The sequence below is a fragment of the Bacillus sp. FSL E2-8887 genome (assembly GCF_038007205.1).
GTDB classification, from domain to species: domain Bacteria; phylum Bacillota; class Bacilli; order Bacillales; family Bacillaceae_G; genus Bacillus_A; species Bacillus_A mycoides.
In genome coordinates this window covers 2,301,302-2,321,560 of record NZ_JBBOWS010000001.1, presented here as the reverse complement: position 1 = coordinate 2,321,560, position 20,259 = coordinate 2,301,302, and the positions used below count along the sequence as shown (strand labels likewise).

Here is a 20,259-nt window from a genome sequence, read left to right as displayed (position 1 = left end):
GTGTATTTGTTCAAAAAGATTTTATGCAATTGCTAAGACCATACTTTATATACTCTATTCATTATTATTCTACACAACTCTGCATAGATCCAGCAGTATAAAAAACTCAGTATAAATATTAATGTAATAACTTTTATATCCATAGTCGTATGAATACTAGGACCAAGTACAGGAAAACGGAAGATATCGAGAATGATCATAATTCCTATAAGTAGACATATCGCTGAAAAGGAAATTACCCAAATCCTCCTCTTGAATTGTAAAAAGGATACTCCTAACGCTATACCTAATAAGCCTGTAGTAAAGGGAAAGACAATTAGTTCACTTGGCTCAATAATGAATAGTAGGAAAATAGTAAGAATATAAGAAAGTACTCCCTCACGAATAGAATAACAAATAGCCAGAAAAATCGGTAGCGTCGCGAAAGGACTAATAAATAACCCAATTCCAGGGATTAAGTTCCCCGCAGATTGAAAAATAGCAGCAAATGAACCGAGTAATGCTGTAATGACTAACCTACTTGCAGGCGTCACCTTTCTTTTATGAACAAAATTCGCATCCTGCTCTATCATCCATTGATACCAATAGCTTCTAAAGCGATTCATCAAATTCCCCCCTAAAGAGACTTAATTCACCACTTTCTATTTTTATTCAAATACTTATTGGTTATGTTTTACTTTCTGCTTGTTAGGAATCACTATACAATAGATGTTTATCCATAGAAGGTTTTTTAAGAGGCGCTAAGTCGTGCGTTTGAAAAAGTATGAATTCCATATATTTTTAGACTAAGGGTTTATACCGTATCATGGAACAATTTCAAAAATCGTACCTTTGTTAAATTCAGTTACTTTCATAGAACCATAAACTCCTAAATATAATCTAGTTTGATCTAAGTTTGTTCCTAAACTAACATAATAAGCTGCTTGAGTCCCAAAATCATAAGTGGTTTCAATAACATGAAAATCATTACGTTTCCCGTCTAGAGCTGCTCTAGTAAAAGCTAACACTCCCTTTACTGGAGATTGAAATTCTTCTTTCTTAGCAAGATCAGTAAACACGATACTACCAGTTAAACTAGAAATTGTAGTTCCCATATATGGTTGTACTCCTGTAAGTGAGGTTCCTCCAAACTTATCTGCTCTGGAATCTTTATGAAAATAACTAATTAGGGGCTGTATGCGCCTCACTGATGTTTCTATTGTTTCATTATAATAAGCCATTGTTCTCTCATCCAAAGTAGGGTTCTTAGAACAGTGCCTTATAAAAGAAGTAGGAAATTCTCCTTCCCATCCTCGCCAACCAAAATTAATAAATCCATCTTGATTGGGAGTGGATCTCATTAAAGGCGTTTGAACAAGTTCGGTAACCGGTATGGGTTTATAATGAACAAACGAAAAAATAGACTCTACAATATCCTGCCCGACATTTCCAGCATATTTGATATATTGATTATAAAACCTTTGAAATGAAATACCTGTTATATTCCGAACTCCTTTCGCAATTACTGTAAGTGTTTCTTGTATAGATAAAGGAAACTCATTAAAGTGTGTAACTACTGGAGGGTTATTTATGAATGTATTTTTACTTACATCAATTTCAATTATTTTACCCGCTATTTCTAAATCATCCTGGCTTAAATTAAATGGATCATAACCCGATCCACCATCTCCATTTGTAAAAACAAGTTTTCCACTCTCAGGTGAAAAGTTTAAACTATTGACTCCGTTATGATTAAAAAAGGGCCTTCTTATGTTAAGTAATGTCCGTCGTTTTTGAGGTTGACTATGTGATTGTAAAATCCATTCCTCAACCGTATCAATATGATCATATTGAGTATCTCTATTTACCCACTTTAAGTTTAAAGTTTTCGGATCACACGGATTAGGTTTAAAAGGTTCAGAAAGGGCACCCGGACCTTGAGTGCCAGCTACTGAATAATGAAGGTAAAATAAACCGTTTTGATAAAATTGTGGATGAAACGCTAGTCCTAGCAATCCGCGTTCATCATATCCAGTACCAGAAACACCTTCTTCAGACTTACCTAATTTTATGATTCGCGAGCGAATATCTAAAAAAGTCCTTATAACTCCATCTCCTATGTAAAAGATTTCTCCTACCTGGGTTGCAATAAATAACCTTTCAATTGAGTCACCTGGTAGTATAGTTGTTTTCAAAACAGTAGGTAAATTGAACTTACTTGCAATGGGCCGTAAACTAACCTTAACTTTTGTCAACTCACTTTACACCCCTTTAATTGCGTTTTATTAAAAGAATATGATTAGAACTGTTCAATTAGTATCCAATTAGGGACTAGAGAATTGGATACTATTTCTGACTGCGCTGCTTTTCCTGCTTCTCCATATAACTACGCATCCGTCGCATATATTCAGGTGCGTCCATTCGATTCCCTGCGATCATTTCAATTATACAGAGTCTTTCGGCGCTTTCCTTTTCAGCATGGATTATAGCCTGATCAAGCTCTCCATAGGTCCGGACCGTAACGGTAAACGCGTTACCTCCAAAAGCTTCGGCCAGCTTGGTGTAAGACCATCGAGGGATTTGGTTGTACTTTTGATCCTCTGTTTTGACATTTAAATATCTCTCGATTGTATAACCATCGTTGTTCAAAACAAAGATTATAGGCTTGCAGCCGTAATAGAGCATAGAACTGATTCCCTGTACCGTTAGCTGCAGGGCACCGTCACCTGTAAACACCAATACTCGGCGTTCCGGCGCGGCCATAATAGCACCAAACGCCGAAGGGATTGCGTAACCGATGGACTGCCATCCACCTTGTCCAATATATATTACATTGCCCGGCAGTCTTATCTCTCCCATTCCGTAATAAAGCGTTCCGGTCTCGGCGATTACAATATCACCCTCTTTCAGCATACGCTGAAAACGCGGATAATAGCCGTCAGCCATTAGAGGTCCGTCGGCAGTAGTTGTGAATTGCTCATAAGGGAATGACAATTTTTTTGTCAAACCTTTGCCCTTATAATTCACCTTCTGAACGGCAAGTAGCATGTCGGCTGCAAGAACATTCGGATATTCCGCCTCAGCGATTTTAACTATATCTGGTTGAATATTGACAGTTATCAGTGGGTTCAGCTTTGCGGTAAAACTTGCGGTGTTTGTATCCGCCCATACCATACCAATCGCAATGATACAATCTGCATTCTCCACTGTACTTTGGACTTCAGTCCTCCCGAAAGAGCCTAAATACATTCCGATATAATTTGGATGGTTCTCGTCGAATCCACCCTTCCCGTAAATCATCGTTACAACAGGCACATTCATTGCATCGGCTAGCTGCTGAGTCGCTGTCTGAAGGCCGAATCGCATCGTTTTCACATCCACCAGGATAACCGGTCGTTGGGCACGTTCCAAAAGCGGACGGACATGATTCACTGCAGCCTGAAGGGTATTCGGGTTGGATGTTGGACGTGGTGGTACCGGTTCTGCCCAGACTTTAATCGGCTTGGTCACTAAATCATTAGCCACAACCAGGTATACCGGCTTTTTCTTTTCCTTAGCAATGCGAATCGCAGTCTGAATTTCAATCTTGGCATTTTCCGGCGTAAGCACCGCGGTATATGCCGTAATCTGCTCATACACCTTGCGAAAAACGTCAAAATTCCCATCCATTAAGGTGTGATGCATAAGCTTATGCTCTTTTTGATCCTTCTCAGGAGGCGCACCCACAATGTGTATAATTGGCACATGCTCGCTGTTGGCTCCCGCTATCGCATTGCATGCACTGAGCTCCCCGACCCCAAATGTCGTAATAAGAGCCGATATTCCTTTGATTCTTGCATAGCCATCTGCAGCGTAGCCCGAGTTTAGTTCATTTCGTCCTTTTATAAAACGGATGCCGTTATAACACTCCAAAGTATCAAGAAGTGTAAAATTATAGTCCCCTGCGACACCAAAAATTTCGGTAATGCCCTCGAGTTTCAGGCAATCGAACAAATACTGGCCAACCGTTTTTGGATCAGGTCCCCTTTGTAAACCAAAGCTGCCCGTATTAATCATGTTGTCCATCGCTTGCTCACTCCTTATCTATTTCTTTGGCTTGTTCTATTTTATAGTACCCTTTTTGATAATTCCCTTTAATTAAACCGGTTATCCGTTGTGCAACAATTAATCGGGAAGAAATGCTCCTTATCTTTGGAGATATTCATAAAACAAGAGAAGGAGGAGAAACACTAAAACATTACAAGAATGTATTAATTAATCTTCTAATGTTCTTTTTAAATTGTTTCCCTTTAAAACATCCCATTTATCATGCTCCTCACTCTGTTTTGCAAAAGTCTAGCTTACTTTTTAAAATTTTGTAACAGAACCTTAAAAATAATAAAAACCCACGAAGAAAATGCATTTTCTTCGTGGGTTTAGTTATTTAAATGGACTTTCACCTACTAACTCAAGAAGCATCCGCACCTTCAAACTGACTATTATAAAGCGAAGCATAGAAACCATCAGCTTTCAATAACTCTTCATGATTACCTTGTTCTACAATATCTCCGTCTTTCATGACAAGGATTAAATCTGCATCACGTATTGTTGATAATCTATGAGCGATAATGAAGCTTGTTCTACCTTCCATAAGGTTTTCCATCGCTTTTTGAATCAGTACTTCTGTACGAGTGTCAATGGAGCTTGTTGCTTCATCGAGTATTAATATTTTCGGATCCGCTATAAGGGCACGTGCAATTGTTAGTAGTTGCTTTTGTCCTTGGGATACGTTGCTTGCTTCTTCGTTTAGTTCCATTTGATATTTATTTGGTAATGTTTTTACGAAGTTGTGAACGTGAGCTGCTTTCGCTGCTTCAATTACCTCTTCGTCTGTAGCATCGAGTCTACCGTAACGTATATTTTCCATGATGGAGCCGTTAAATAGCCAAGTGTCTTGAAGTACCATACCAAACATGTTGCGCAGGTCTTCTCGCGTGAAGTCTTTTATATCGTGACCGTCGATACATATTGCACCGCTGTTTATGTCATAAAAACGCATTAACAGTTTTACAATCGTTGTTTTACCAGCTCCGGTTGGTCCGACGATTGCTACCTTTTGTCCAGGTTTAATGTTAGATGAGAAATTATTGATGATGATCTTATCTGGATTGTATCCAAATTGAACATCTTGGAAGGTAACTTCTCCTTGAACTTTTTGCAGCTTCACTGGATTTTCTGCTTCTGGCACTTCCTCTTCTTCTTCTAAAAATTCGAAGACTCTTTCTGCAGCAGCTGCAGTAGATTGAAGTACGTTCGCGATTTGTGCTACTTGAGCGATTGGTTGCGTAAAGCTTCTAACATATTGCACAAAGGCTAAAATGTCTCCAACTGCGATGGTTCTCTTTACCGCAAGCCATCCACCTAAAATAGATACAGCGACGTAACCGATATTACCGATAAATGTCATAATCGGCATCATCATTCCAGATAGAAATTGAGATTTCCATGCGGAATGGTAAAGGGTATCATTTACCTTTTCGAATTTTTTCACTTCTTCTTCTTCTTTGTTGAAGGCTTTTACGATATTGTGACCACTATAAATTTCTTCGACCTGACCGTTTACGTGTCCTAAATATTCTTGCTGGGATTTGAAGTATTTTTGTGATCGTTTTACGACTGCCATGATGAGAATCATGGATACTGGCAATATTAAAAGCGCCACTAATGTCATTTGCCAGCTGATTGATAACATCATGATAAGTACACCGATGATTGTAATAACGGATGTGATGATTTGCGACATACTTTGGTTTAAAGTTTGGCTCACCGTATCTACGTCATTTGTAATTCTCGATAATACTTCGCCGTGCGTTGTTTTATCAAAGTATTTCAGCGGCATACGGTTAATTTTTTCATCGATTTCTTTTCTGAAGTTATAAGATACTTTTTGAGCTACTCCAGAAATAATGTACCCCTGGATAATACCAAACACAGTGCTCAGTATATATAATCCAAGGAGTAAAATGACAATGTTTCCGATATAGGTAAAGTCAATGGCCGCACCGGGTGCTCCTGATACTTTGCTTACGAGTCCTTCGAAAAGTTTTGTTGTCGCGTTTCCTAAAATTTTTGGACCAACGATTGTAAAGGCTGCACTGCCGATTGCGAAAAGGATAACGATTAAGATTGATAATTTATAGGGCTTCAAGTATTGAAGGAGTTTATTCATCGTTCCTTTGAAGTTTTTTGCTTTCTCAATCTTTCTCATGCCGCCGCCCATAGGACCGCCACCGCCAGGACCAGGGCCGCTTTGTTTTCTATTTTCTATTTTTCTATCACTCATGATGACAACTCCTCTCTTGAAAGTTGTGATAAAGCAATTTGCTTATAAACTTCACAGTTTTCCATAAGCTCTTCATGAGTACCAGTTCCAATTATTTTTCCTTCGTCAAGTACAATAATCTTATCGGCATTCATGATTGTACTGATTCTTTGGGCAATAAGTAAAATAGTACTTCCTGTAATCTCATTGTTTAAAGCTCTGCGCAATGCTGCGTCTGTCTTAAAGTCAAGAGCTGAGAAACTATCATCGAATATGAAGATTTCCGATTTTTTCGTAAGAGCACGCGCAATAGAAAGTCTTTGTTTTTGACCACCGGAAACGTTCGTACCACCTTGTGATATTTCTGTGCGGAAGCTTTCAGGCTTCGCGTTAATAAACTCCATAGCTTGCGCGATTTCCGCCGCTTTTTCGAGTTCTTCTTCAGTTGCTTCTTTTTTACCATATTTCAAATTACTCTCGATTGTACCTGAGAAGAGAACTCCTTTTTGCGGTACATAACCAATTTTCTCTCTTAATTCCTTCTGAGATACTTCTCTAATATCCGTGCCATTTATTAATATTTGGCCGCTTGTGACATCGTAAAAGCGTGGAATTAAGTTGATTAATGTTGATTTACCACTACCTGTACTACCGATGAAAGCTGTCGTTTCACCAGGTTTTGCAGTAAAGGTGATATTGGAAAGCACATCTTCTTCTGCACCTGGGTATCTAAAGCCAACATTTTTAAATTCAACGTAACCTTTCTTGTCTGAAGCAAATGTTTTCGGCTCTTTTACATCACTAATGGTAATGTCAGTATCTAAAACTTCTGCGATACGTTGTGCGGAAACTGAAGCACGTGGAACCATAATAGATACCATTGAAATCATTAAGAAGGCCATGATGATTTGCATTGTATATTGCATAAATGCCATCAAATCACCAACTTGCATATGTCCCATATCCACTTGGTGTGATCCGACCCAAATAATAAGTACAGTAACGGCATTCATGATAAACATCATCATTGGCATCATAAATGACATTAAACGGCTTACAAATAAATTTGTTTTTGTTAAATCTTGATTTCCTTTTTCAAATTTCTTTTCTTCATGTTTTTGAGTATTAAAAGCACGAATAACGAGCATACCGGTTAAAGATTCACGAGTGATTAAGTTAATTTTATCTACTAACTTTTGGATACGCTTAAACTTAGGAATCGCGATGCTAAATAAACCAATGACTAGGCTTAAAATCGCAATTACCGCAACTGCGATAATCCATCCCATTGAAAGGTCTGTAGTAAGTACTTTAATAATGCCGCCGATACCTAAAATTGGTGCATAGAATACAATGCGAAGCATCATAACCATAAGTGTTTGAACTTGTTGGATATCATTTGTACTTCTTGTGATTAGAGATGCAGTGGAAAACTTATCAAACTCCGCATTCGAGAAGTTTGTAACTTTCCGGAATACTTTCTTTCTAAGGTCTCTGCCGAGTCCTGCAGCTACTTTTGCAGCAAGTAAACTCACGATAACGGTAGCTGCCATACTTACTAAGGATAAAAGCAGCATTTTCCCGCCGGAAGTAAGGATAAAATTAGATTGAAGTTTATCAGTATTGATACCGATTTTCTTATACTCATTCTCAATGTATGAAACAGCTGATTGTGTTACCATGCTACCTGGCATATTCTTAAACTTTTCATCTGCCTTTTCTTTCATTGCATTGATTTGATCTTGAGGAAGTTTCGCAATGACTGCAAAAGGATCTGTATTTGGCGGAAGTTTCGCTGGTGTGTTGTTGTCACCTGTCGCAGCAGGAGAGAAAGCAGATGAGCCACCTTTTTCAATTCCTTGTGTAATTAACATTGGTTTCCCAAAGATATCGTTAAGTTCGTTAATTATTTTTTTATCTTCTGTATGTAACTTATAAAGTGGCTCTTTATCAAGCTGCGGATAATCTTTTAAGTCATTTTTCAGTTCACTTTGAGAGAGGTTGTTCTTATCTAAAAGCACATAGTTATCAGCAACTTTTTTCTTCTCATTTTCATTCATAAAGAGCGTAAGTTTATCCATTTCACTTTTACGAATAACCTCAGGTACTGCATTTTCTACACCTTTTTGTTGAATCCCTACATTGACAATGTTAGACATGTAGTCTGGCAGTGATAGATCGCATACTGCCTGTACAGTTAAAAGACATACAACTGCAATGATGGAAGCAATAAATGGTTTTAAATGCTTGATGATCTTTAACATTTAGTTCATCTCTCCATTTTCTTTGTCTAATTTTTTTAGTTTTTACTCAGCTTCTCTCCTTTATTCTTCGTATTCTCAGTAATTCATTCTTGCAGCTCTTTACGTATTTTCGACTACAGATTAATTTTATGAATATATGAAGATATGATGCATCTTTTAGTGTGTAGATGTTGTTTTATAGGACTTAAATCCAAAAATAGAACGCACATGTTTCTTAATAAAACGATGATCTTGTTCCACTATATAATTAATATATCTAACTAATCTTTTCTGGCGGAAAACCAGAATTTCGTAAACTACCTGAATTGATTGATGAATATCGGATTAATATGTTTCCTGTAGTCTTAGGCAGTGGACTACCTTTATTAAAGAAATTACGGACAAAATTAATCTTAAACTTATAAAAAACAATACATTTAAAACCGGAGGAAAATGCTTGACTACTTGGCACTTCAACTATCGGGTGCTAATGTTCAACAACGCGTACCGAAAATAATCAAACATATTTTATAAAAAGTGATTCTATAAAATATGTTTAGAGCCTATTTTGATAACTCTTTTTTTTCAAAAACAGGCTTTTTATATTAGGTAAATCAGCAGTAATAGACTTACCTTTGATCAAATATGTTTATAAACCAACATAACGTACAGGAAATCGGTTTTTCTCTTGCCGAAATTTACTTAGCATACAGTGGTCATATTTTTTCAAGAATAACGGAAGAATATATAGAAAATGCTACATAAACGTGAAGTTTGATCAACTTAGGGGGGACAACCTTGTTCAATCAAATAGTAAAAGCTGTACCCAATTTATTTACGATTGGAAATTTATTGTGCGGTGTTTTTTCAATTACCATGAATATGAGTGACTATTTGGAAGTAGCCTCCATTTTCATTTTCTTTTCAGCTGTTTTAGATCTCCTTGATGGAAGAATTGCGAGGAAATTAAAAGTGAACAGTGAGTTTGGTGTACAATTGGATTCCTTAGCTGATATTGTTAGTTTCGGAGTTGCTCCTGCACTTTTATTTCATTCGATAGCAACACCTTCTATTTTAACTTCTTTGGCATTTATCCTTTTCCCAACGATGGGTGCTTTAAGATTAGCTAAATTTAGTGTAAAACCAACCATTGGATATTTTAAGGGATTACCTATTCCAGCTGCTGGATTACCATTGGCCGGTATGGGATTGTTTTCATATAGCAATGCATGGATTACATTAATCCTCGCTCTCTTAATGGTAAGTCCAATTAGGTTTAAAAAACTTTAATTGGGATCCCGTCTATCGCTTTAATTTCATTTGTGGAACGGTTCGCTAATATCCATCAAGTTGAGGGTTTTGATGTTATTCATCATTTTACGAATGCAGCGATGGGACAGACTTTAAAGAGCTTATCTATTGTAATTAATCATAATAGATTGTGAAATTGAATAGCCTCCAGTTTTTGAGGCTATTGTTTATATTTCTGATATGTATTTTCGCCTCTATATTGAACGAATCAATCTTTCTTCTCTAATACCTCAAACGATAAAAATGTACTTCGTTGCTATAAAGGGCAAAAAATTTTCGTTTTGTGGATATTATTTATTTTTTTAGCTTGATAGCGATGTGGTGATCCCGCTTGTTTAAAAGAACTCCTACCTCTCAAAATACTTAGTTACGCCCAAATAACATAACAAAAAGATTAGGAAATCACTCCTAATCTTTTTGTTTATTACTATTCCATTGCCCCAGCAACATCATAATCATTTAAATCTAATTCAATCGGTTGCCCTAACGCAAGTTTCGCAAGTTCTGATCCTAAGTATGGACCTGCTGTTAATCCTGAAGCACCTAATCCGTTTGCAATGAGTATGCCTTCAAAATTAGGGAGTGGGCCAATAACAGGTAAGAATCCTGGCGTAAACGGCCTGAATCCAACTCTGGTTTCAAGCATTGTACCATCTTCTAAACCAGGCGCTACTGTTAACGCTTTATGGAATACTTCATGTAAACCACCAGCTGTTACACGGTGATCGAAACCAGTATCATTCTCATGCGTTGCACCAATTACGATATGGCCATTGTCAAATGTTAAAATATATTGATCGTTCGGCGGCATTACAACTGGCATATTTTCTGTTGCTGTATTTTCCATTTGCAAATGAACAATTTGTCCTTTTTGGAACGTAACTAAGAAATTAATTCCTAATGGATTCAAGATTTCGTTCGCCCATGCGCCTGCAGTTACCATTACCTTTTCCGCTACAATTGTTTCGTCATTTACTTTAACTCCCGTAATATGATTCCCTTCACGGACTAATACTGCATCACCTTTAATGAAAGTTGCACCATGTTTTTTCGCAGCGCTTATTAATGCGTTGCGTAATAATCTTCCATTTACTCGTGCAGCGCCACTAATATGAACAGAACTATATTCTTCCGATAATGCTGGGAATAACTTTTTCGTTTCTTCAGCTGATAAGCGAGTGATTTCACCAATCTCCGGTGCATCTTCACGGCGTTTATACGCTCGCTCTTCCATTTGATCTAGTTTTTTCTCATCAGTATGTAAACTAATTGCACCTACACGGTTGTAACCTGTATCCGTTTCACCGTCTTCTTCTAATTGCTGAATTAACGAAGAATAGTAACGTGCACCGCCTTTAACGATTTTATACCATGCTTTATTACGACGTTGCGACAGCCACGGACAGACAATACCTGCTGCTGCATCAGTTGCTTGACCTAAATCTTGACGATCTACAATAGTAACCTTCGCACCAGCCTTAGCAAGATGATAGGCAGTAGATGCCCCTAAAATTCCAGATCCAACTACAATATACGATTTCATTTCAAACACCTTTTCTCTTTTGCTAATTATTTAAATATAAGAACATACTTTAGTATACTGAAAGGAATCCTTTTTTCAATGTGCTCAACGTAATTAATTGTTGCATCATTGTGACGTTCCTAATCATTATTTTTTCTTCTTACGGAATAATTCAATTGTTTTATAGCCTTGTGAAAGGATTTCAATCATTTTCTCAAGACGTTTATCGCGTGTTTTTTCTTGTTTCACAGAAAATAAATTACGTGCCCAATCTTTTTGATAACCAGGAGTTAAACTTTGATAAAACTTAAGTTCAGCTGGATGATTAGCCAATAATGCTTCAACATCTTGAATACGGTCTGCATAATCAGCAACACATTGACTCGCTGCAGGTGTTTTCTTCGCTTTTTTCTTTTCACGTTTTAAACCTACAACTGTAAAGACATCATCCATACTTACCATTCGCGCAAATTTAATTTCGCTTTCCCCCACATATCCATCATCTCCAACGTTTAATGCCGGAAACATCTCATCACGGTGAATAAACGTACTGTAACGAGCATTACCTTTTTTCGGATATGCGAAAAACACGTAACCTTTTTCAATTAGTAATTCTTCATTACTAATAATAAAATTCGTTTGTTTCACCATTTCATCAAGTGTTTCAACAAAAATAAAAATAGCATCATGTTCTTTTGAAAATGAGGTTTCTTTACCTGTGAAAATGTCATAATCACTTGGTTCGTTAATTACGACCATATTTGTATACTTATTTAGTTTCAATTTATCAATAACTGACATTATAATCTTCCTTTGCATCCAATATTCATTTTATATACTTCTTTATACTGTTCTAGTGTATTATATCTATTAAGAAAATTAAACTTGAAATCGTATCATTCTGTTTCAATAGACCATAATTTTTTACTATAAGGAATGGTTTTATGCCGTATGTAATCCGGGATGAAGGGCTAGTTTTGCAAGGAGATCATGGAAAAGAGCCAGTCTTTCATACATATGAAAAAGCTGAGGAAACGTTAAAAACGTTAACTATACCGCAGTTTCCGAAACATATTAGACGAAAACCATTTAAACCAAAAATAATAAAAATAGCCGATTCTGAATAAGAACCGGCTATTTTTATATTCACAACTCAATAGCAAATAAAGTATATAAAAGCTCTTTATATTTATTTTCTGTAATTTCACGCTTCGTTTTTTCTCCATAAATAATTTCAGTTAAACTAGTATTCGTTAATGAGACATGGCCAAAGTTCGTCAATTTTACTGCAATGGGTCCTTTATTGAAAATAGATTTCTCATCTTTTATCACTCTTCTTTGAACATCGTTTACTACTGTCTCATCAATAATATGTTTATAAAAAGCATGACAAACTTTCCATTCTCCATCAACATCTATTCTTTCTAGAACATAGTTTCCTTTACTCGTATCTTTTTGTCTTACTCGATACGAACCGTTTTTAGAAGAAACAAGTTCGCCAGTAAACGGTACTGGTACAAGAGGTACTAATGAAGCAATACCTACATCAATTAAGTACCTTACGTTTTCGTAATTTAAAATAATTGTTATATGCCCATCTTCAAGTGCCCAATCGTTTATATCATTTTTATATACGGTACCTAGTGCGAGTTGTACATCATAACCACTATCTTTTAAAAAATAGTAAAAAAGAGTATTTAATTCATAACAAAGCCCACCTCGAGAACTAGTTAAAATTTTCTCTTGTAAATTTTTCATAGAAATTGTATTCGCATTACTTGCTATTACATTTAAATTCTCAAACGGGATTGTGTGGGCAAATGCAAAGAGTATTGTACTTAATTCTTCAAATTTTATTTCAGTACGTTTTTCAAGGTTTAATCTTGTAAAGAGTTGATCTTGTAACTTTGTCATATTCAGCACCCCTTAATAAGTTATAAATTAAAATAATATATGCTGATTGTAAATTTGAAGGGATATAGTAACAATGTACATTTGCAGTTACTGTACCGGTACAAAATTTAAATTTGAAAAACATATTTATATAAAAATACAAATAAGAGGCACCTTCACGGATGCCTCTTTCGAATTACATTTTATATCTTTATTTCAATGAGCTTAATTTTTCAATTGCTTGTTGCTCAGTTGCTAATAAAAAAATATCCTTACCTTTATTACATTCATAAATAAAATCCTTTAAGCTTTTACTCGTATACATAGAGAAATCTCCAATAATAGAAATCTTTACTCTGTAGTTTATAAACTTTTGAAGAATATCACCCGCAAGCCGTGTTTTTAAGTCAAAGAAGCTTTCACTTATTAATGATTTATTGATAGCAATCCGCTTTGAATCCACTTCATATTGAACTGTTGCCATGAGATCTAATGCAGATTGAACGTCGGATATTAATACTGTATCGTTTCTGACGACGGCAATATTTATTCCGCCAATTACTACTTTCTTTATTTCCATAGTCTCACCCCTCTATAATTTATAAAGTATATATTAAACACGCTGTGTAGCTCTTCATTAACACACATAAATGATTTGCCCCTGGCCCAATATCCTTTATATCCTCGTAAATAAATATTGTTTTAAAACTTCTCATACGGTCAATGAAATTAAGGGTAATCTATCTTTTTACTATTTTTGAAAATTTATCTCTCCACAATAACTTAATAAATTATCAAAAGAAGTAATCTCGGCATATGGTTTAGTGTCGGTATTATTCTTAATCACATTAGGATTGAACCATATGCCCTTTATATTTGCATTTTGACAACCGGCAATATCCTTTTCTAAGTCATCTCCAACAAATAGTACATCTTCTGATTGTACATTTAGCTTATTTAATGCTAGTTCGAATATACGTTTATCAGGTTTACTAAATCCCACTTCTTCAGAAATAATAATCGTATCAAAATACTCATTTAAACCCGTATTCATTATTTTAGCTTTTTGCCTCTGAGTTGAGCCATTTGTAATAATTCCAACTTTAAAGTGCCTCTTTATATGATTTAAGAAAAGAATAGTATTTTGGTCAATTGAAAAACATTTAGGCAAGTTTTCATTCCAAAAATCTTGGATATAATTGCGTGGCAATCTATATTTCGGCGCGAATTCATCAAATAATGATTCTAAAACTATTGTTTTATCACTAATGCCATATTCTCTTTTATCATATTCTTTGAATTTCTGTAACATATTGTTTTTGACTGTATCACTAACATCCCCATAACACTTCTCTAAAACTAATAAAAACAAGTTATCTACTGCCTTATCCCTATCGAGTAACGTATCATCTAAATCAAATAGCATAGCTTTATAACTCCTCAAATAATTTCACAACCTTTCTCGCAATATATAAATAATCCCTAGTTCGTACCTTGAAACTTTTGGTTTACCAAGAGAGTTGTTATTTATGTGAGAATAACGATCAAACAGAGTAAAGGATTTATTTTTACCTTCCAGGAGAATTAATTCTAGCCTTAGAATCCAGTTGTTTCTCTCCAGATCAATTAAATGCTCAACTACTTCGAATGTATTTCAAGTTCCTTCCTCTTCATTACAATGTAGCCATTCGCCTGATAAACTAGATAAAAAAACTCCAAAGTTTGTGGCACACGCTCTAGAATTACAGTAGCTTCTTTTATATTGAAATTCATTTCCTTTTCTCCTCTTGGTAAAGAAGTAAAAATATATTTTCATACAATTCAAGAAATTACACCCGATTTACATTATTATACATTAGTTTTACTTAAATATTAATGTTCATTTTATTGAACGTAGAGCTAACACAATAATCGTCTTGTGGAATCTCCTAATTTATCTCCACATAAACTACAGATAGTACGGCTATAATGACTACCAGAGGTGATATTATGAAAAACTATCATATCCTCGTGGTTGAGGACGATCAAGAAATTCAGGAATTAATTAAACAATTTTTAATGACACAACAGTATACAGTGGTAGTCGCATCAGATGGATTAGAGGGTATGACACAATTTAATAAGCAATCCTTTGATTTAATTCTTCTAGATGTAATGATGCCCAATCTTAATGGATTTGAAGTATCCAAGATGATTCGAAGTCAGTCAAACGTACCAATTATTATGCTAACTGCATTGGAAGAAGAGGAAGATCAAATGAAAGGGTTCGATCTTGGAATCGATGATTATATAACAAAACCCTTTTCGTTTCATGTTTTGATTAGACGAGTCGAAGCTGTACTTAGAAGAAGTTATGATAAAAATGTAAATAATCATTTGGTATTTAAAGAAGTGCGTATCGATGTTGATGCATATAGAGTATATGTAAATGACGTTGAAATTTTATTAACGACAAAAGAGTTTGAAATTCTACAACTACTATTTCAAAATGAGAGAAAAGTACTCACAAGAGAAAATATCGTAGAAAAAGTTTGGGGGTACGATTATTTTGGAGAAACACGAATAATTGATACACATATTAAAAACCTACGTAAAAAGTTAGCTATCCCTTATATTAAAACAATAAAGGGTATTGGTTATAAAATTGATGAATAGTATTGTGAAAATCATGAAGATGAAGCAAATTACTTATAAACTCTTTATGACTACCTCTCTCATTTTGTTATCCTTTGCAGTATTGATTTATTTAACTTTATACTTCTTTCTCCCTACGTTTTATGAGCAATACAAAACAGATCAACTTCAAACAGGGATAAAAGAAATCATTGATAAATCTAAAGATCTTACGTTTCAAGATGCGATACCACTTTTTGATGAATATGCAAAAAAAAATAATGCGATGCTTTATCTTCAAAATAATGAGGGAATAATTAAATACTCTCCTTCATTTTCTTTTACTCAAAATGGTTCGCAAACAACAGTAGTTACTAGAGCCACACGGTTCGAGAATGCAGGTACCCTTAGCAATTCATATAACGTTACGAAACCAATTCAATTCCAAGATGGTAGTTTAACGCTTATAGTCTTTGCTACATTTCAACCAATTGATGAAGCTTCACAGGTTTTAGTACGCTTTCTCCCCTATATTAGTATCATTGTACTCATAATTGGTGTAGGGAGTGCTTATTTCTATTCCAGGTTTATTACAAAACCACTTATTTATATTAATGAGGGTGCACAAAAGATGGCAAATTTAGATTTCTCCGAAAAAATTGAGGTTCGCTCTACAGATGAGTTAGGAGAACTATCTAATAGTTTGAATGACATGTCTATTAACTTACAACAAGCTATGTTTGATTTAAAAAAAGCAAATCAACAATTAAAAAATGATATTGAAAAAGAACGAGAAATAGAAACAAAACGCAGAGAGTTTTTTGCGATTGTAGCACATGAATTAAAGACCCCTCTTACTGTAATGAAAGGATACTTAGAAGGGATGATATACAATATTGGCCCTTATCAAAATCGTGATCAATATTTAAAGAAAAATCATCAAATTATTGAAAGTATGGAACAATTAGTTCGTGAAATTTTAAGCATGTCGAAATTAGAACAACACACCTTTAAACTAAAAGTAGAAGAAGTTAATCTTTCGAAGTTAATAGATACAATCACAAAAGATCTCGAATTTTTTGCTTCTCAAAAAAGCATCCAAATAATAAAAGAAATTGATTCTGATCTTTCTGTTTATACAGATCGTGTTCTTTTTGAAAAAGCATGTAAAAATATTATCCATAATGCGGTTATGTATTCACCACATAATGAAAAAGTCTATATAAAGTTAAGTGAGGATTCTAAACAAGGTCAAATCAAAATGCAAATTATGAATACAGGTGTCAATATTAAAGAAGAGGATATACAACAAATTTTCAAACCATTTTATCGAATTGAAAAATCAAGGAATCGAAATACTGGAGGAAGTGGTTTGGGGCTATATATTGTTAAACAAATTCTTGAAACGCTAGATATAAAATATTCTATAAAAAATATGGAACATAGTGTACAATTTTGCATGAACATTCCATTATCTAAACAAAAAACAAACAAACTCCCCTCTTAGTAGGACGAGTTTGTTTGTTTTTTGTAGTTTTAGTATTGATATTTTTCGAGTTACTTTTTAAGCAATATTGGGATTAGCTTTTTTACCAATCCACATACCTAAGCCCACCATGCCAAGCCAACAGCAAATTGCTAACATAAACATCAATCGTTGTACGGATAACCCTTCAATCTGCATTTGACCCTTCCCAACAATTGTTTGGAAAAGTTGCGACCATTCGACATCGTAAAACACCCCTACTCCCACAATCACAATCAATATAAAAAATTGTAAAAATATATTCCCCATATTTCTCCATGTTGTGTAAATGAGTAAAGAAAGCTCTCTATGTGTAGCATTCACCATATATACTTTCATATTATTTTGAGAAGAAATACTATTAATGGCATAGCTCCCAAATGTAACGCTAAGGACTATAAATATTGGAGAATAAAACCCGAATATCATGATTAAAGTACTTACTAAAAACAAATGGATTGGATTAACTTTCTTAGCAGCTTTGATATCTAAAAATATGGACATCAAAATCCCTAACAGGTATGGTCCAACTACAATGAAAATACAGGTTAACATGTTATAGAAAGTAAAACTATAAAAAATACCCATCAAAAATAAATATCCATTTCCTAATCCAAGTAAAAATGATTCTGCCTTTAAGCGGATTGGTAAAGAAGATGAAAGTTTATGAAAGAACTTTCCTTTCAACAAACTCCAAAACATGAAACAAATAAGCGCTATAGAAAGTAGAAAAAAATAAAAAATATATTGTTCATTATTTATGTTACGACTTGTTCGAATCAAAAGAATAAGCATTGAGACAAAAAGAAACTTTCCTACAACCGATACAATGGAGATAGGTAAAAGCCCTTTGGCTAACTCTGTTCTCGGCATTTTTTTTATAGCAAAAAGGATACTGATTAAACAAATCCCATATATGCATGTTATCAGCGGCGGCGATAAAAAACTAATCGCTAACAAAACGATTATTAGTAAAAGAAAAACGATACCAATAATAATCGCTTGTTGATTTTTATTATAAACCTTTCCCCCGCCTTCCACATGTAGAAACAATAAAGTACTCGTCATGGTAGAAATTGTACTAACTGCAAAACCAGAAAATAACGCACTTATTTCTAGCCATCTTGAACTCCATCCAAAGAAAGTAACACTAAGTAATGATACTATCAGAATAGAAACAGTCCAATATAAGGAGCGGTGAATCCCAGCCTTATTCACAATAGGTATCCAGATAAACACACCCGTCATATAAGTTGTATAAAACAGGATTGATGGCCAGTATCCCTCAAAGCCTTTCGAAATCTGTAATCCATAAACAATGTAAATAAGCATGGGTGTAAAGATAGTCGTTATTAGTAGACTAAATGTAGTTATACTTTGCACCACAAGTCTTTTTTGCTTTGTCGTATGTATCGTATAACACCTCACTTAAAATGAAATCAGTAGTTGTTATTACTTATTCTGTCCGGAACGAGGTTGTTATATATGCGCAATCCAATTGAAATTCCCATTACGAGGTAAACTCAATCTAAATCCACATTAAATTAAGTGGCGTGCAAAAAAGGTGGATTTTGTGATTCTTATAAATAAAATTAATGGATATATTCAAAACCTTAATCATAAATGGAACAAATGTGTTACTTAGATTGTCTATTACGTATAAAAAAGGTGCTTTTGGTAGTTCTCTCATTTTGTAATGCAAGAAACACAAGATGAGTGCTATCTGGTACATTTATTAATTGTATCGGTATGTAAAATACCTATACAAAATCTATAAATTCTTGAAAGAGGTTGAAAATGTATGATAGTTTCAAAGAAGTTTTTTCACATTTCGCATTATAAAAAGATGTTACCTGTAGTATTACTTTCATGTGTAACGCTTATAGGCTGTTCCAATAGTAATATTCAATCCGCACCACCGAAACAAACCAAACAAGAAAATACAGGTAATCATTCTTTTGTAAAGCTTGAAAAAGAATATGATGCTAAACTTGGTATTTATGCATTGGACACAGGTACGAATCAAACTGTTACTTATCGTTCAGATGAAAGGTTTGCATACGCATCTACCCACAAAGCCCTTGCTGTTGGAGCACTGTTACAAAAGAAATCAATAGAAGATTTAGATCAAAGAATTAAGTATACTAGCAAAGATCTTGTGAATTACAATCCAATTACTGAAAAATATGTAGATACAGGTATGACTCTGAAAGAGCTTGCGGATGCTTCCATTCGATATAGTGATAATACTGCACAAAATCTTATTCTTAAACAACTAGGTGGGCCAAGTGAATTCAAAAAATCACTGAGAGAAATAGGAGATACTGTCACAAATCCTGAACGTTTTGAACCAGAATTAAACGAAGTGCAGCCAGGAGACACTCGTGATACTAGTACCCCAAAGGCATTAGCTACTAGTCTTCAAGCATACGCGCTAGGAGATATACTTTCCATTGAGAAACGGAACTTTTTAATAGATTTGATGAAAAGAAATACTACGGGGGACAACTTAATTCGTGCTGGAGTTCCAGGAGAATGGGAAGTAGCCGATAAGACCGGCTCTGGGTCTTATGGAACAAGGAATGATATCGCAATCATTTGGCCACCAAATAAAAAGCCAATTATGCTTGCGATACTTTCTAATCATGCTAAAGAGGATGCGAAATACGATGATAAACTTATTGCAGATGCAACTAAAATAGTGTTAGACAATTTAAAAGTAACGAATAAATAATTACTCCAAAGAATGACTTAGTTAAAATTCATATTTCATTTGAAGACCGTTGATATTGAAAGAGCACAAAAAAGAACCTGTAGAATATACTACAAGTTCTTTTTCAAAAATTGTTAAAAAGGGAATAACAAACTATCT

Annotated in this window: 17 protein-coding genes and 1 pseudogene; 5 read left to right on the top strand and 13 right to left on the bottom strand. The window is 34.7% G+C overall.

What is annotated here, in order from left to right; all coding sequences use genetic code 11:
• Window positions 1-32 precede the first annotated feature (32 nt).
• From NSQ08_RS11515 to NSQ08_RS11490, 6 genes and pseudogenes are all read right to left on the bottom strand, one after another.
• On the bottom strand, window positions 33-605 hold the full coding sequence (locus NSQ08_RS11515) for a hypothetical protein (RefSeq protein ID WP_002189725.1): 573 nt from the start codon (window positions 603-605) through the stop codon (window positions 33-35).
• 198 nt (window positions 606-803) lie between these two features.
• Window positions 804-2,234 carry a PQQ-dependent sugar dehydrogenase gene (locus NSQ08_RS11510; RefSeq protein ID WP_340774832.1) on the bottom strand — a complete coding sequence of 477 codons (1,431 nt, stop codon included), beginning with the start codon at window positions 2,232-2,234 and terminating at the stop codon, window positions 804-806.
• Between the two features lie 91 nt (window positions 2,235-2,325).
• Window positions 2,326-4,044, bottom strand: a complete 1,719-nt coding sequence (locus tag NSQ08_RS11505) for an alpha-keto acid decarboxylase family protein (protein WP_340774829.1) — start codon at window positions 4,042-4,044, stop codon at window positions 2,326-2,328.
• A gap of 382 nt (window positions 4,045-4,426) precedes the next feature.
• Entirely contained in the window at window positions 4,427-6,301 is a 1,875-nt protein-coding gene (locus NSQ08_RS11500; RefSeq protein ID WP_002165711.1) for an ABC transporter ATP-binding protein, read from the bottom strand.
• A complete protein-coding gene (locus NSQ08_RS11495; RefSeq protein WP_340774822.1) occupies window positions 6,298-8,544 on the bottom strand; it encodes an ABC transporter ATP-binding protein in 2,247 nt (748 codons plus the stop codon). Before NSQ08_RS11495 ends, NSQ08_RS11500 begins: the two co-directional genes overlap by 4 nt.
• A gap of 162 nt (window positions 8,545-8,706) precedes the next feature.
• Window positions 8,707-8,811: pseudogene (locus NSQ08_RS11490) on the bottom strand (IS6 family transposase); the annotation flags it as partial.
• A 510-nt stretch (window positions 8,812-9,321) separates the two neighbouring features.
• Here NSQ08_RS11490 and pssA point away from each other — a divergent pair.
• A complete protein-coding gene (gene pssA, locus NSQ08_RS11485; protein WP_002085344.1) occupies window positions 9,322-9,813 on the top strand; it encodes a CDP-diacylglycerol--serine O-phosphatidyltransferase in 492 nt (163 codons plus the stop codon).
• Between the two features lie 448 nt (window positions 9,814-10,261).
• Here pssA and NSQ08_RS11480 read toward each other — a convergent pair whose 3' ends face one another.
• Both NSQ08_RS11480 and NSQ08_RS11475 read right to left on the bottom strand, forming a co-directional pair.
• The gene (locus tag NSQ08_RS11480) at window positions 10,262-11,377 is read right to left on the bottom strand and encodes an NAD(P)/FAD-dependent oxidoreductase (protein ID WP_340774817.1); all 1,116 of its coding nucleotides are present in this window, start codon (window positions 11,375-11,377) and stop codon (window positions 10,262-10,264) included.
• Window positions 11,378-11,503: 126 nt separating this feature from the next.
• Window positions 11,504-12,157, bottom strand: coding sequence for a YdeI/OmpD-associated family protein (locus tag NSQ08_RS11475; RefSeq protein WP_002085348.1), 654 nt, complete (start codon window positions 12,155-12,157; stop codon window positions 11,504-11,506).
• Window positions 12,158-12,300: 143 nt separating this feature from the next.
• Here NSQ08_RS11475 and NSQ08_RS11470 point away from each other — a divergent pair, with 143 nt between their 5' ends.
• The gene (locus tag NSQ08_RS11470; RefSeq protein ID WP_256485923.1) at window positions 12,301-12,483 is read left to right on the top strand and encodes a hypothetical protein; all 183 of its coding nucleotides are present in this window, start codon (window positions 12,301-12,303) and stop codon (window positions 12,481-12,483) included.
• Between the two features lie 19 nt (window positions 12,484-12,502).
• Here NSQ08_RS11470 and NSQ08_RS11465 read toward each other — a convergent pair whose 3' ends face one another.
• The 4 genes from NSQ08_RS11465 to NSQ08_RS29910 form a co-directional block, all read right to left on the bottom strand.
• Complete coding sequence (locus tag NSQ08_RS11465; RefSeq protein WP_002141910.1) at window positions 12,503-13,270, bottom strand: arylamine N-acetyltransferase family protein; 768 nt, start codon at window positions 13,268-13,270, stop codon at window positions 12,503-12,505.
• 190 nt (window positions 13,271-13,460) lie between these two features.
• Window positions 13,461-13,829, bottom strand: coding sequence for a DUF4180 domain-containing protein (locus NSQ08_RS11460; RefSeq protein WP_340774802.1), 369 nt, complete (start codon window positions 13,827-13,829; stop codon window positions 13,461-13,463).
• 171 nt (window positions 13,830-14,000) lie between these two features.
• Window positions 14,001-14,675, bottom strand: coding sequence for an HAD family hydrolase (locus tag NSQ08_RS11455; RefSeq protein ID WP_340774799.1), 675 nt, complete (start codon window positions 14,673-14,675; stop codon window positions 14,001-14,003).
• A gap of 212 nt (window positions 14,676-14,887) precedes the next feature.
• A complete protein-coding gene (locus NSQ08_RS29910) occupies window positions 14,888-15,022 on the bottom strand; it encodes a hypothetical protein (protein WP_002141907.1) in 135 nt (44 codons plus the stop codon).
• A gap of 216 nt (window positions 15,023-15,238) precedes the next feature.
• On the opposite strand from NSQ08_RS29910, the gene NSQ08_RS11445 reads away from it, so the two are divergent.
• Together NSQ08_RS11445 and NSQ08_RS11440 are read left to right on the top strand one after the other, a co-directional pair.
• Window positions 15,239-15,904, top strand: a complete 666-nt coding sequence (locus NSQ08_RS11445) for a response regulator transcription factor (RefSeq protein WP_000800741.1) — start codon at window positions 15,239-15,241, stop codon at window positions 15,902-15,904.
• On the top strand, window positions 15,897-17,369 hold the full coding sequence (locus NSQ08_RS11440) for a sensor histidine kinase (RefSeq protein WP_002189716.1): 1,473 nt from the start codon (window positions 15,897-15,899) through the stop codon (window positions 17,367-17,369). Before NSQ08_RS11445 ends, NSQ08_RS11440 begins: the two co-directional genes overlap by 8 nt.
• 57 nt (window positions 17,370-17,426) lie before the next feature.
• Here NSQ08_RS11440 and NSQ08_RS11435 read toward each other — a convergent pair whose 3' ends face one another.
• Window positions 17,427-18,719, bottom strand: a complete 1,293-nt coding sequence (locus NSQ08_RS11435) for a hypothetical protein (protein ID WP_340780131.1) — start codon at window positions 18,717-18,719, stop codon at window positions 17,427-17,429.
• 469 nt (window positions 18,720-19,188) lie between these two features.
• Here NSQ08_RS11435 and bla point away from each other — a divergent pair, with 469 nt between their 5' ends.
• Complete coding sequence (gene bla / locus NSQ08_RS11430) at window positions 19,189-20,121, top strand: class A beta-lactamase (protein WP_340774793.1); 933 nt, start codon at window positions 19,189-19,191, stop codon at window positions 20,119-20,121.
• The last annotated feature ends 138 nt before the right edge of the window (window positions 20,122-20,259 follow it).

Bases quoted from the DNA above. Each gene is read 5' to 3' on its own strand.
- NSQ08_RS11515 (WP_002189725.1), bottom strand. From the start codon at position 605: ATGAATCGCTTTAGAAGCTATTGGTATCAATGGATGATAGAGCAGGAT.
- NSQ08_RS11505 (WP_340774829.1), bottom strand. From the start codon at position 4,044: ATGGACAACATGATTAATACGGGCAGCTTTGGTTTACAAAGGGGACCT.
- NSQ08_RS11500 (WP_002165711.1), bottom strand. From the start codon at position 6,301: ATGAGTGATAGAAAAATAGAAAATAGAAAACAAAGCGGCCCTGGTCCT.
- NSQ08_RS11495 (WP_340774822.1), bottom strand. From the start codon at position 8,544: ATGTTAAAGATCATCAAGCATTTAAAACCATTTATTGCTTCCATCATT.
- NSQ08_RS11480 (WP_340774817.1), bottom strand. From the start codon at position 11,377: ATGAAATCGTATATTGTAGTTGGATCTGGAATTTTAGGGGCATCTACT.
- NSQ08_RS11475 (WP_002085348.1), bottom strand. From the start codon at position 12,157: ATGTCAGTTATTGATAAATTGAAACTAAATAAGTATACAAATATGGTC.
- NSQ08_RS11470 (WP_256485923.1), top strand. From the start codon at position 12,301: ATGCCGTATGTAATCCGGGATGAAGGGCTAGTTTTGCAAGGAGATCAT.
- NSQ08_RS11465 (WP_002141910.1), bottom strand. From the start codon at position 13,270: ATGACAAAGTTACAAGATCAACTCTTTACAAGATTAAACCTTGAAAAA.
- NSQ08_RS11460 (WP_340774802.1), bottom strand. From the start codon at position 13,829: ATGGAAATAAAGAAAGTAGTAATTGGCGGAATAAATATTGCCGTCGTC.
- NSQ08_RS11455 (WP_340774799.1), bottom strand. From the start codon at position 14,675: ATGCTATTTGATTTAGATGATACGTTACTCGATAGGGATAAGGCAGTA.
- NSQ08_RS29910 (WP_002141907.1), bottom strand. From the start codon at position 15,022: ATGAATTTCAATATAAAAGAAGCTACTGTAATTCTAGAGCGTGTGCCA.
- NSQ08_RS11445 (WP_000800741.1), top strand. From the start codon at position 15,239: ATGAAAAACTATCATATCCTCGTGGTTGAGGACGATCAAGAAATTCAG.
- NSQ08_RS11440 (WP_002189716.1), top strand. From the start codon at position 15,897: ATGAATAGTATTGTGAAAATCATGAAGATGAAGCAAATTACTTATAAA.
- NSQ08_RS11435 (WP_340780131.1), bottom strand. From the start codon at position 18,719: ATGCTTATTTACATTGTTTATGGATTACAGATTTCGAAAGGCTTTGAG.
- bla (WP_340774793.1), top strand. From the start codon at position 19,189: ATGATAGTTTCAAAGAAGTTTTTTCACATTTCGCATTATAAAAAGATG.